Below are 12,981 nucleotides of genomic sequence, written 5' to 3'. Positions count from 1 at the left end.
GCCACAATGGCCTGCTGAGGGATTTCATCCCAAAGGGCATGTCCATGGAGCGGTTCTCTGATGAGGATATCCTGAACATGGCAGATACGCTGAACCAGCGCCCACGGCGTGTTTTGGGCTACCATACGCCGTCAGAGCTATTTGATGCATTCCTCGATGAAGTTTATGCTAGTGAGTGTGTTTCCTGATTATGGTTGTTCAAATTCAACTTGCAATTTACCGCTACTTTTTTAACATTTCCCATATACCACTGAAAAGTTCTCGCCTGATCCGTGCGGATAATGATTCGGTAACTTTAACTATATATTTCTATCGCATATGCAAAACACGGAGGCAGCAAGTTCTCTGCACTTGCTGCCTCCGTGTTTTATATTCAGATGCCGAACCTTCTATCCTGCATCTATGATTCAGTTGGTGGGCCCACCTGGATTTGAACCAGGGACCAACCGGTTATGAGCCGGGGGCTCTACCGCTGAGCTATAGGCCCTAAAGGTAAGGCAAAACCCTTACCAAGTAATTATACGATAAGAAAGTAGACTCGTCAAGTTAAGGATTAAAGAAAATCTTTAATCTTTTCCCGCTTGCCCCAATTGCGCAGCTTGCTGAGGGCCTTGCCTTCAATCTGGCGGATTCGTTCGCGCGTGACGTTGAAATGCTGGCCTACTTCTTCCAGCGTTCTGGGGCGGCCGTCCTTCAAGCCGAAGCGCAGGTACAGGACCTTGCGTTCCCTGTCTGTCAGGCAGGAGAACACGTCTTCAATCTGCTCTTTCAGCAAAATAAAGGACGCTGCGTCGTCCGGAGCAATCGCTTCGGAGTCTTCGATAAAGTCTCCCAAATGGGAGTCTTCTTCTTCGCCAATAGGCGTTTCCAGCGATACCGGTTCCTGGGCAATCTTCATGATTTCCCGGACGCGTTCTACGGGAATATCCATCTTTTCGGCAATTTCTTCCGGCAGGGGCTCTCTGCCTTTATCCTGCAGGAGCTGACGGGAAATGCGGATGAGCTTATTAATCGTTTCGACCATGTGGACGGGAATGCGTATCGTCCGGGCTTGGTCGGCAATAGCCCGGGTAATGGCCTGGCGAATCCACCATGTTGCATAGGTACTGAATTTATAGCCCTTGCTGTAATCGAATTTGTCAACGGCTTTCAAGAGGCCCAGATTGCCTTCCTGAATGAGGTCGAGAAACAGCATGCCTCGTCCTACGTACCGCTTGGCAATGCTGACGACGAGGCGCAGGTTCGCATCGGTCAGTTTTTTCTTGGCCATAGCTCCGGCCTTTAATTCTTCTTCCGTCGCGTCAGGCGAATTGCCTCGCTCGATAGCCTGAGCCAACGCGATTTCTTCCGTCGCCGACAGGAGGGGTACCCGGCCGATTTCCTTCAAATACATGCGGACAGGGTCGTCGATATTGATGCCCTCGGGAACGCTTAAATCGACGTTGTGCAGATCGGGAACGGGTTCGCCGTCGTCATCGACGTTGAGGTCGTCGTTGTCGTTCAGGGAATCGTCTTCGCCGATGATGTCGATGCCCTTATCAGCAAACAGCTCGTACATCTTGTCGATTTGTTCCGGCGACAGGTCGTCCTCTTCCATGACGTTCATGATTTCCGTATACGTGAGACAGCCTTTTTTCTGGCCCGTTTGGAGAAGCTGCTTAATGTGCTGCAGGACGATTTCACGGCGTTCTTGTTCGCTCATCTGCTTTGCCGGTTCTTTTTTCTTACTTGTTTTGCGTTTTGGCGCTTTCTTCGCTGTACTTTTCTTCGCGCCGGCTTTCTTTTCTATTGTATTTTCAACTGCATCTGTCGTTTTTACCATGACGTACAAGCTCCTTTCTCCTAAGACCACTTCTTGATTTCTTCGTTTATTCGCTTGCATGCTGCTAATTCTTCTATAACCCGCTGGTCGTTATTGCGGCTGTACGCAGTCGCTTTTTGGCTGTGCTCGATATACTGCTTCTGCAGCTCGGCTAAGCGGAACCGCCTGACATAATCCATCAGCACGGCTTCGTCCATAGGGACGTCCTGCAAAATCATAATCCGCGCTACTTCTTCCGCCTCTTCCGGCGTCAGGCGCTGCTGAATATCCGCTTTGGCATAGGCCCCCTGCGAGGCGTAGACGTCTAAAATAGTTTGATATATGCGGCGCCGGCGTTCATCCATAAAAAAGGCGATATCGATTTTCTGCCGGATGCGTTCGCATGCCGACGGTTTTTCCAATAAGAAGCGCAGAATATTTTCTTCCGCCACAGCCATGGAGCCTTGTCCACGGGCCGCCGCGTTTTCATGAAACACTGTCGGCGATATGACGACTTGCTGCTGGCCTAATTCCGGATGCTTGGCCACGTATTTATTAAATTCGCTGCGGACAGCTGTTTCATCAATTTGTATTTGCCTGGCCATTTTCTTTAAAAAGCCGTCTAAAACGACCCGGTTGTCTACGGTCGCCACGACGGGAAGAACCATGGCCGTAATGGAGGATTTTCCTTCCAGCGTCGTGCCGTCGTATTGGCGCAGCGCCGTCTGGAGCATATAGTCCAGAGCGTTGGGCGCGTTGGCAACGGCTTCTTTAAATTTTTCCGGCCCGGCTGAATTAATATATTCGTCCGGATCCTTTCCCTGGGGCAGCGACACAACGCGTATCCGCAGGCCCATGCCGCGGACGATCTCCATCGCCCGCAGCGTCGCCTGCCGGCCGGCGCCGTCCATGTCGTAGGACAGTACCAGCTCGTCGGCCTGCCGCTGCAGCAGGCGGGCCTGCTCCAGCGTAAACGACGTACCCAGAGAGGCTACGACATTGCGTATGCCCTTGTCGTGAGCTGCTACGACGTCCATGTAGCCTTCGACGAGGACCGCCTTTCCCTCTTCATAAATGGCTTTGTGAGCCAGATCCATGGCAAATAATAAGCGGCGTTTATTAAATATAGGCGTTTCGGGAGAATTCAGGTATTTCGGCCGGCTGTCGTCCAGCACGCGGCCGCCGAACCCGACAATGCGGCTGCGGCCGTCCCGTATGGGAAAAATAACCCGATTGCGGAAGGCATCGTAAAAACGGCCGTTCTTTTCCTTTGCCAGTCCCAACAGCACCAAATCCTTTCCCGACACGCCTTTTTTCATAAAGGCGTCGGTCAGCTTATTCCAGCTGTCCGGCGCGAAACCGAGCTTAAATTCCCGGATCGTCCCGTCGGATACGCGGCGCTTGTGAAAGTAGGCCAGTCCTGGTTCTCCGTAATGAGTTTTCGTCAGACAATTATGAAAAAAATTCCCGGCCATTTCATTGATTTGATACAAGCGGCCTGCCAGCCGTTCCCGTTCGATTTCCTCAGCCGACTTCTGGACTTCCGGCAGGGGGATATGAGCCCGCTCGGCCAGCATCGTCACGGCGTCGGAAAAGGAAACGTGCTCTTGCATCATAATGAATTTAAATACGTCGCCCGAGGCATGACAGCCGAAACAATAAAAAAAACCTTTGTCAGCGGCGACGCTGAAAGACGCTGTTTTTTCACTGTGAAAAGGACAGCAGGCCCAGAAATTCCGTCCCTGGCGCTTCAGAGACACATACCCTGATATGACGCCGACGATGTCGTTGGCTTGCCGCACCTGTTCAATGAATTCACTGGAAAATCTCCTCACGCCAATCACCTGTACCTTTAATTATTCCGACGATAATATATTCTCTATGGCCCGGCCAAAATCCTTCTTTTATTTCCAAACCGCGAAAAAAACAGGAGACCTGCAAAAAATCCGCAACGCTCCTATCATAATACATTCCCTGCCCATCGGTCAACGTTCTTTTCCATTTAATTTTATTTGCAAATTGACGGGGGAGCCTAGAAATGTATAGATTTATTTTTTACCATTTTGTATAATATAGATGAATAATCTTAGATTTGCATTAAAGGATGGTATAATGATTCATTTTACAGTAGGCCCGCTATCCAGGCCCACGAGCCTTCTCGGAGCGCTGCGCCATTTCGGCGTATCGTCGACGCTGCGCCGCCGCATCAAACGCAACGGCGTCTGCACGGTCAACGGCCAGATTGCTTCGACAACGCAGTTTGTCTATGAGGGCGACGTAGTCCGCGTCGACCTGCCTCAGGTCAATTCGTTTTCGCCCGAGCCCATCCCTTTGTCTATCGCCTACGAGGACGACTACCTCCTCGTCGTCGACAAGCCCGCAGGCCTGCTCATGCATCCGACGGCAGCCGTGCGGCAGGGTACGCTGGCCAACGCCGTGGCGTACTACTACGAACAAAGCCGCCAGCATTGCTCGTACCACCCGATGCACCGCCTGGACAAGAATACGTCGGGCTTGTGCATGATTGCCAAAGAACCGCAGGTGCAGTCCCAATTCGACAAAAAAGAGACAGCTTATAAACGGCTGTACATGGCGTTGACAGAAGGCCGCTTTCCCAGCCCCTTCGCCACCGTCCGCAGCCCTATCGGTCGCTGCCCGGACAGTATCATTACCCGTCAGGTCATGGCCGGCGGAAAACCGGCCCATACGGATTTCACCTGTCTGGCCGCCGGCGACGCCTACAGCCTGGTCAGCGTCTGCCTGTACACGGGCCGGACCCATCAAATCCGCGTACACAGTGCCTACCTCGGGTATCCCTTGGTCGGCGACGACTTGTACGGCGGTTCACGGGCCCTCATGACGCGGCAGGCGCTGCACGCCTACGCCATGCAGTTCGTCCATCCCATGACGGGACAGCTTATTTCGGTCAATTCCTCCCTCCCTGCTGATATGGCGCGCCTTGTCAGCCAGGCCGGCTGGAATTACATATACGCAAGGCTTCATTAATTTCATTTATTTTTAGGAGGTATGCCAAATGCCATTAGTCGGAACCACAGAAATGTTTAAGAAAGCCTATGAAGGACACTACGCCATCGGAGCGTTCAACATCAACAACATGGAAATCGTTCAGGGCGTTACGGAAGCAGCTGCCGAACTGAAATCCCCTATTATTCTTCAGGCCTCGGCCGGCGCCAGAAAATATGCTAAACCGGCATATTTGAAACATCTCGTAGAAGCGGCTCTGGAAACGAACGACCTGCCCATCGCCCTTCACCTCGACCACGGCGCAGACTTTGAAACGTGCAAGGACTGCATCGACGGCGGCTTTACGTCGGTTATGATTGACGGCTCCAAGCATTCGTTTGAAGACAACATCGCCTTGACGAAAAAAGTCGTCGAATACGCTCACGCCCACGGCGTCGTCGTAGAAGGCGAATTAGGCCAGCTCGCCGGCATTGAAGACGACGTAAAAGTCGCCGCTCATGAAGCTTCGTATACCCGTCCGGAAGAAGTAGAAGAATTCGTAACCCGCACCGGCGTCGATTCCCTGGCTATCGCTATCGGCACCAGCCACGGCGCGTATAAATTCAAACCGGAACAGTGCACGCGCAACGAACAGGGCGTCCTCGTTCCGCCGACGCTGCGCTTCGACATCCTCGAAGAAGTTTCCAAACGCCTGCCCGGCTTCCCCATCGTACTGCACGGCGCTTCGTCCGTCGTTCCGGAATACGTTAAGATCATCAACTCCAACGGCGGCAACTTGGCCGACGCCATCGGCATTCCCGAAGACCAGCTCCGCAAAGCCGCTTCCATGGCAGTCTGCAAGATCAACATCGACTCCGACCTCCGCCTGGGCCTGACCGCCGGCATCCGCCAGCACATGGCGCAGCATCCCGATCATTTCGACCCGCGCCAGTACCTCACGGACGGCCGCCAGTTCGTCCATGACATCGTAGCGCATAAGATCAAATGCGTTCTCGGCTCGGAAGGTAAAATCTAACTAAATTACAAAAATATATTGATTTTTAGCGCTCTATATGATAGAATACTTTCTAGTGTTCTTGTAATTTAGGGAGGTGAATCAATTGCCGCAAATTAAATCCAACATCAAATCCATGGAAAAGGACGCAGCTCGTCACGCAGCTAACTCCAGAGTAAAATCTTCCGTTCATACGGCTATCCGCCGCACGACTGAAGCAATTGCCGCTGGTGATGCCGACGCTGTAAAGAAAGCCTTTGATAAAGCAAGCAGTGTAATCGATAGCGCCGCTCAGAAAGGCGTTCTCCATAAAAACAACGCAGCTCGCAAAAAGTCCCGCCTGGCTGCTAAAGTCAACGCAATGGGAAAATAATGTAAATGCTGACAAGGCCCGCCGAATACGACGGGCCTTGTTTTTCTATTCTCAAGGAGGCCCTATGCAGTTCCCCCAGTTTTCACAGTTTAGACATTTTCTTATTTTATTTTTCCCCCTCCTATTCACGCAGGTAGCGCAAATAGGCACAAGCGTATTCAGCAGCATCTTCAGCGGCCAGGCCGGCACAGTCGATTTGGCCGGCGTCGCCGTCGCCGTCAACATCTGGGTGCCCATCTTCGCCGGCGTCTGCGGCCTCTTTTTCGGCGTGTCGCCGATTATTTCCCAGCTGCGGGGAGCCCGCAAGGACAGCCGCATTCCCATGTATATCGCCCAGAGCTTGTATATCGCCGTCTTCTTTACCGTCGTCGCCATCGCCCTGGGCAGCCTCGTCCTGCCGCCCTTTCTCGACTTTATGGGACTGGAACCGGCAGTGCGCTACATTGCCGGCGAGTACCTGTTCGCCTTGGCCCTGGGCATTCTGCCTATGTTTCTCATGGCGACGATGCGCTATGTCGTCGACGCCCACGGCATGACTCACATTTCTATGGCCATCATCGTATTTCATATGGTCGTCACGGTACTCCTGTTCCGCCTCCTCATCTTCGGCGGACTGGGCATCGCTCCCATGGGCGGCATCGGCACGGGCTACGCCCTGACCATCGCCTCGTGGATCGCCTTCTTCATCTTTGCCGCCGTATTCCAATGGAAGGAGCCCTTTCGCTCCTATGCCATCTGGACGAAGCCCCGCCCCGTCAGCTGGGCCCACTGCTATCACCAGCTGCAGCTGGGAGTCCCCATCTTTATCGCCGTATTCTGCGAAACGAGCCTGTTCAGCATCGTCGGCCTCCTCATGGCCGAATTTGGGACGCTGTACCTGGCGGCCAATCAGGCGGCTATCAGCTACGCCACGCTGACCTATACGATTCCCTGGAGCGTCAGCCTGACGGCGACTATCGTCATCGGCTACGAAGTAGGCGCTAAGAATTTTGCCGGCGCCCGCCAGTACGCCCTCCTCTGCCAGATGACGGCCTTTGCCGTGGCGACGGTGACCGTTACGGCGACGTACCTGTTCCTGGACCCAATCAGCAGCTTGTTTACGCACGATGCGGAGACCTTCGCGGCTATCCGCAAATTTCTCGTATACGCCATGGCCTTCGTCTTTCTCGACGCGGCCGGCACGCCCGTCCAGGGCATCCTGCGCGGCTACAAGGACGTCAAGGTCATTACGTACATCGCCTTCGTCACCTACTGGCTCATCAGCATTCCCCTAGGCTACGCCTGCGCCCATTTGACGCCGTACGGGCCGTACGGATACTGGCTGTGTTTCGTCATCAGCCTGATCATCAATTCCAGCGCCCTGAATTACCGCTTATGGCGTCACACAGCATTTCAACATTAAGGAGTGATTCTCATGCCAACAAATGAACAACTGGCCGTCTATGCCAATATCCTGCTGACCAAGGGCCTGAACCTGCAAAAGGGCCAAATCCTGGTCGTCAACGCCCCCGTCGAATCGAGCGCTTTCGTAACGATTTTGACCAAGGAAGCCTATATCTGCGGCGCGTCGCAAGTCGTATGCAACTGGCGCTGCGACGATACGGCCCGCCTGCGCTATAAATACGAAGGCCAGGAACAGTTTGAATCCTTTCCCGAATGGCGGCGCGAATTCAGCCTGTCCTACTACCGCCAAAACGCCGCTTTTTTAAGCCTCATTTCAGCCAATCCCTACCTCATGAGCGGCATCGACACGAAGAAGATCTTTGCCTGGCAGAAAGCGCAGAATGAAGCCTTAAAAGAGTATATCGACGGCATGATGGCTTCCAAGACGACGTGGCTCGTCGCCGCCGTTCCCAGCAAGGTCTGGGCATCCATTTTATATCCCCAATTGGAAGACGATGCAGCTTATAACGCCTTGTGGAACCAGATTCTCCAGTCGTCCCGCGCCGACGGGGCTGATCCCCTGGCAGATTGGGACGCTCATCTCGCCAACTTAGCAGCCCGTCGTCAGTGGATGACGGAGCAGCATTTCGCCGCCCTGCACTACACGAACTCCCTCGGCACGGACCTGACGATCCGCCTTCCGGAAAACCATATCTGGCAGGGAGGCGCGGAAACATCTGCCAGCGGCATTTCCTTCAACGCCAATATCCCGACGGAAGAAATCTACACCGCTCCCCGCGCTGACGGCGTAGACGGCGTCGTATACAGCACGAAGCCTCTCGTCTACAACGGCAACGTCATCGACACGTTCCACCTCGTATTCAAAGACGGAAAGGTCGTCGAAGCCCATGCCGAAACAGGCGACGACGTCCTGCAGAAGCTCGTCGCCATCGACGAAGGAGCGGTCCGCCTCGGCGAAGTCGCCCTCATTCCCTACCATTCGCCCATTTCCCTATCGAATATCCTCTTTTATGAAACCTTATTCGATGAAAACGCGTCATGCCATTTAGCGCTCGGCGCGTCCTATCCGACCTGCCTTGCCGGCGGAGCGGAAATGACAAAGGAAGAAACGGAACAGGCCGGACTGAATGATTCCATGATTCACGTCGATTTCATGGTCGGCTCGCCGGATCTGTCCATTACGGGCATCAAAGCCGACGGCAGCAAAGTACCTATCTTTCTGAACGGCGACTGGGCAGAATAAAGGCTCACGCTGCCTGCATCAGCGTAAATCCCCTCGTTACCTGTCCCTATCGGTAACGAGGGGATTTGTATATTCCAATGCAAAAACGCTCCCTTACGGCAGACGACCGTGCCGTCCTCGCAAGGGAGCTATGGGAAATTCCCGGTATGTTCTTACCCTCTGTAGGAAAGATTATTCGATTCCACTTCGTCGGGAGCCGTCCTGACATGGCCTTTTACAACCGTTCCGTCACCTTTAATATACGGCCGGACCGTCACCGTAGGCTCGTCGGCATAGGGATTTATATAAGAGGAATGGTTGACGTGAGCCCCATGAACGGCGTCATAGGACACTCCGGCGCTGGGATATACGCCGGGATGCACGGTAATGCCGCTGTGAACGGTATCAGGATATATAGGAGGCCGTACGATAATACCATCGTGAACGACGTCAGGAGAAGCCGCAGTTCCCGGATATGCAGCAGGACGGACTGCAACGCCGCTGTGGACGACGTCGGGGGGCGGCGCAGCGTCAGGATATACGTCGGGACTTACGACTACGTCGCCGTGAACAACAGGGATTTTTAAGAAGGGCAAGACAAAAGCGACGACCAGCAGCGGCACCAAGCCCATAATGCCGAAGGCCTGCTTCGTCGTATAGCCCATTCGATACAGCCATTTTAATATGACATGCAGCACGAGGACTGCCGCCGCAGCCAAGGCATACGCCGCATAGCCGAGAAGACCTATATGGGACGCGCCAAAGGCGGCGAGAAGGCCGTACATGTAAGCCCCGGCCAAAATGGCGTATATATTTCGGATGATAAACCGTATGCGCAGCACAAAAAATACGACGGCCAGTATAAAGGCCACGGGAGCCAAAAAGGGAAAGAGGACGCACAGCCCGCCGATTATCACGGCCAGGACGACGATCATTTTCAGCACCTGAAAGGACGTGACTAAAAAGAACACCAGGGCGGCGCCTGCCGCAAACAGCGGCGACGTGCCGGACAGGACGAGGGCAATAAAATACAGCACTAAAAAGCCTGCGTGCATCGTCTTGTTCATAGTCGTTCCTCCTGACGGAATTACGCGTCTTCGTACAAATCAATCGTCCGCTCTACAAATCCCTTATACTGCTCGTACTTCTGCCGGATGTCCGTATACGCATAATGATGGTACATAGGCATCTGCTTCACTTGCCTGAAAAAGGTATGGAAGCATTCAACCAATTTTTTATTCGCTACGACGTAAAACGGGCATACCGATTCGCGAATATACTGAGGATTTTTCTTAAAAAAAGCGGCCGTATAATTGGAATAAAAGGATAAATTCGTCACCTGATATTCCGACATTTCCATGGAGGCCTGAATGACGCCTACGGTAATTTTCGGATTTTTTTCCATAATATCCAGCGCATGCTGCAGGTGCATCTTGCGATACGGAGCCTTCATCTTGAATTCCTTATCGGTAAAAAACATATATCCCGTTTCGATATAACGGATAATCGACGTCATCGGCAGCATAAATTCCACTTCGCCTGAGGCCATCATTTCATCCCACATGATCTGCAGCTGTCCGATCTGCCTCGTCACCTGCTTCGACGCCTTGATTTCCGTCAAAAATTCAGAAACGGCCTGCGGCGGCAGCAGGAAATCGACGCCGTTTGTCAGGAAAAAGAAATATTTGTCAGACGAATAAAAGGCCGTCCGAAACCCGATATCCTCGATTCCCAAGGTTTTCACCGGGGCCAGCGCTGCCTGCTGGTTGGCAAAGCCGACGTAAAATCGGTTATAAATATCCTGCACCAGGGCCGCGTCGGAAATATAGGTACAAATGCCGATACTGCGCTCTCCCTGCAGGGAATATTGAATAACGAACTCATTTTCCATGATGATCGTATTGCCCTGCTTTAAGACGTCGGAATGATACAGCTTAAACTCGTAATTCAGGTATTTTCCCAGAATAATGTACAGCTGCTCCGTATATTTCGTATCGCGGGACAATTTTTCCAAATCGATGCCGACGTGAATCGTAATGTGCGGCGCCGTCTCATTGGGAAATTCCAGAAATTTCCAGAAATCAATGTCCAGCAGCGTGCAGAAATCGCCTAAAATCAGCAGGTTGCTTCCCTCTTTGGCGTTCTGCACCTTTTCCTTAAATACTGTATTCATAAATAGAAAGACATCGTGATTCCCCGTAATGACCTTCGCCGGCACGGCAGCTTCCTGCCGGTGGCGGCCGTGATGCTTCATGGAAAACCGATAGGAGGCGCTTAACTGCTGCAATATTTCAAACTCCGCCGTTTCTCGCGTCACAGGGACAGCAAACAATGTACTCAGTTCGTCAATCTGCCCGTTGGTTATGACTGATTCGGCGAAGCACTTAGCCAGTTTTTCATTGATCTGCTCGATATATTTCGTCGCCGGCAATTTTACGCCGTTCACCCACTTGCTGATATAGGACACGTCGTATCCCGTTATGTTCGCCAAGACTAAATTCTTCGTTTCCGTTATCGTAATCAGTTTTTTCAATATCACTGCATATTCTTCAGATACCAAGCAAATACCCCCTCGTTATGGCATATTGCTATGCTACCATGTTTTTCATGGCATGACAAGAATGAAAGGCATGTCATGAGGAATAGTTATGCAATATTACTGAAAATAAAAATTGCCCGATATACGCAGCAAATTACAGCGTATATCGGGCAATTTTATCGTTCCATATTTATTTATTATGAAGAATCTTTATAAGAAATGAATTTTTTTCATACGGATTCTTACTGACACTTAGCCATCAGGTGTTTGGCCTTTATATACTGGTCGATGCCGACAGCCACTTTCTTCCCTTCGCGCATAGCCAATACGACGGTTGCCGGTTTATGGACGATGTCGCCGGCGGCGAATACACCGGTCTGGCTGGTCATGCCGTACGGTTCGTCCTTCGTGAAGATGTAACCGTCACCGTTCATGTCGACGCTGAACTGGCGCATGCAGTCCAATTCCGGCCGGTTGCCGATAGCGGCGATGATTTTATTAGCCGGCACGACGCCGAATTCTCCTGTCGGCACCATCGTGGCGTCTTCCAAAATCTGCTGTTTTTCGTACTGCAGGCCTTCTACATGGTCCTGACCTACGACGGCCTTCGGAGCCGAGTAGAATTTAAAGGCGACGCCGTCAGCCTTCGCAGCTTCATATTCCGAGGGCAGGCACTTCATGTTCTTTTCTGCGCGGCGGTATACGATAGTGACGTTGGCTTTCAGGCGCAGGGCCGTGCGGGCCGCGTCGATAGCCACGTTGCCGGCGCCTACGACGATGACGTCGTCTCCGGGCTGAATCGGCAAGTCTTCCTGCTTCGCCTGGCCGAGCTGTACCTGCTGAACCTGGGTCAGGAAATGCTGCGCGTCGACGACGCCGTCGACCGTATCGTTTTCAACGCCCAAATTCCAGCCTACAGGCGCGCCGGTAGCGATGAAGACGGCTTCATATCCTTCGGCAAACAAGTCGCTGATTTGTTTGTCCGCGCCGATTTTCGTATTGAATTGGAAGACGGCGCCCAGCTGCTGCAGGTATTCCATTTCCCGGTATACGTGCTTTTTATGCAAACGGAACGAAGGAATGCCGAACATGAGCATACCGCCCGGCTCGGAAGCGCTTTCAAAAATCGTTACGTCGTACTGCCGGCTAAGCAGCTCGTGGGCGGCAGCCAATCCGGCAGGGCCGCTGCCGATTACGGCGACCTTAGCAACGGCGTCGCCCTTTTTAGGAACGGGCAGCAATTCGCCTTCGAAGCATTTATCGGCTACAAAGCGTTCCAGCTTGCCGATTTCAACGTGTTTTCCCTTTTTGCCCAATACGCAGGCCCCTTCACACTGCTTTTCCCACGGGCAGACGCGGCCGCAGATGCCGGGCAGACAGCTGTTGTGCGCGATGTGTTCGGCAGCTTCGCCGATGTTGCCCTGAGCCAGCGCATGAATAAACTGGGGAATTTCATTGTTGATAGGACAACCCTTACGGCACTGCGGAACGGCGCAGTTCAGGCAGCGGCGCGCTTCTTCGACGGCTTCTTTCAAGCTGGCGAAATCGGCGCTTTCCAACGGTTCCTGTTCAAATCCCAAGACGTCTTTATACTCTACCATAGTTTCTCATCCTTTGCTTTTTAATAGTATACACCACGTATAGTATACAACATTTTGACAAA

At 52.6% G+C, this 12,981-nt stretch carries 10 protein-coding genes and 1 tRNA gene; 5 read left to right on the top strand and 6 right to left on the bottom strand.

The window, feature by feature from the left end; all coding sequences use genetic code 11:
- Window positions 1-412: 412 nt before the first annotated feature.
- From CJ260_RS10030 to dnaG, 3 genes are all read right to left on the bottom strand, one after another.
- A tRNA-Ile gene (locus CJ260_RS10030) sits at window positions 413-487 on the bottom strand.
- Between the two features lie 66 nt (window positions 488-553).
- Window positions 554-1,822, bottom strand: coding sequence for an RNA polymerase sigma factor RpoD (rpoD, locus tag CJ260_RS10025; protein ID WP_087477174.1), 1,269 nt, complete (start codon window positions 1,820-1,822; stop codon window positions 554-556).
- Window positions 1,823-1,842: 20 nt separating this feature from the next.
- Window positions 1,843-3,636, bottom strand: coding sequence for a DNA primase (gene dnaG / locus CJ260_RS10020; RefSeq protein ID WP_095630081.1), 1,794 nt, complete (start codon window positions 3,634-3,636; stop codon window positions 1,843-1,845).
- Window positions 3,637-3,913: 277 nt separating this feature from the next.
- Between dnaG and CJ260_RS10015 the strand changes: the two genes are divergently transcribed.
- The 5 genes from CJ260_RS10015 (at window position 3,914) to CJ260_RS09995 (ending at window position 8,800) form a co-directional block, all read left to right on the top strand.
- Window positions 3,914-4,807 (top strand): RluA family pseudouridine synthase, encoded by an 894-nt coding sequence (locus tag CJ260_RS10015; protein ID WP_198947444.1) that lies wholly within the window; start codon window positions 3,914-3,916, stop codon window positions 4,805-4,807.
- A gap of 28 nt (window positions 4,808-4,835) precedes the next feature.
- Window positions 4,836-5,801, top strand: a complete 966-nt coding sequence (gene fba / locus CJ260_RS10010; RefSeq protein WP_087477027.1) for a class II fructose-1,6-bisphosphate aldolase — start codon at window positions 4,836-4,838, stop codon at window positions 5,799-5,801.
- Between the two features lie 85 nt (window positions 5,802-5,886).
- Window positions 5,887-6,153 carry a 30S ribosomal protein S20 gene (gene rpsT, locus CJ260_RS10005; protein WP_087477028.1) on the top strand — a complete coding sequence of 89 codons (267 nt, stop codon included), beginning with the start codon at window positions 5,887-5,889 and terminating at the stop codon, window positions 6,151-6,153.
- Between the two features lie 64 nt (window positions 6,154-6,217).
- Window positions 6,218-7,555, top strand: a complete 1,338-nt coding sequence (locus tag CJ260_RS10000) for an MATE family efflux transporter (protein ID WP_095630080.1) — start codon at window positions 6,218-6,220, stop codon at window positions 7,553-7,555.
- Window positions 7,556-7,567: 12 nt separating this feature from the next.
- Window positions 7,568-8,800, top strand: coding sequence for an aminopeptidase (locus CJ260_RS09995; RefSeq protein WP_095630079.1), 1,233 nt, complete (start codon window positions 7,568-7,570; stop codon window positions 8,798-8,800).
- Between the two features lie 152 nt (window positions 8,801-8,952).
- On the opposite strand, the gene CJ260_RS09990 is transcribed toward CJ260_RS09995, so the two are convergent.
- From CJ260_RS09990 to CJ260_RS09980, 3 genes are all read right to left on the bottom strand, one after another.
- Window positions 8,953-9,846 carry a hypothetical protein gene (locus tag CJ260_RS09990; protein ID WP_095630078.1) on the bottom strand — a complete coding sequence of 298 codons (894 nt, stop codon included), beginning with the start codon at window positions 9,844-9,846 and terminating at the stop codon, window positions 8,953-8,955.
- A 20-nt stretch (window positions 9,847-9,866) separates the two neighbouring features.
- Complete coding sequence (locus tag CJ260_RS09985; RefSeq protein WP_087477032.1) at window positions 9,867-11,339, bottom strand: hypothetical protein; 1,473 nt, start codon at window positions 11,337-11,339, stop codon at window positions 9,867-9,869.
- Between the two features lie 221 nt (window positions 11,340-11,560).
- Complete coding sequence (locus CJ260_RS09980; protein WP_087477033.1) at window positions 11,561-12,919, bottom strand: FAD-dependent oxidoreductase; 1,359 nt, start codon at window positions 12,917-12,919, stop codon at window positions 11,561-11,563.
- Window positions 12,920-12,981 lie beyond the last annotated feature (62 nt).

The organism is Megasphaera sp. ASD88 (assembly GCF_002287425.1).
Lineage (GTDB): Bacteria > Bacillota > Negativicutes > Veillonellales > Megasphaeraceae > Megasphaera > Megasphaera stantonii.
Note: the sequence above shows the minus strand (reverse complement) of the source record. Positions and strands in the feature narration are given on the sequence as shown.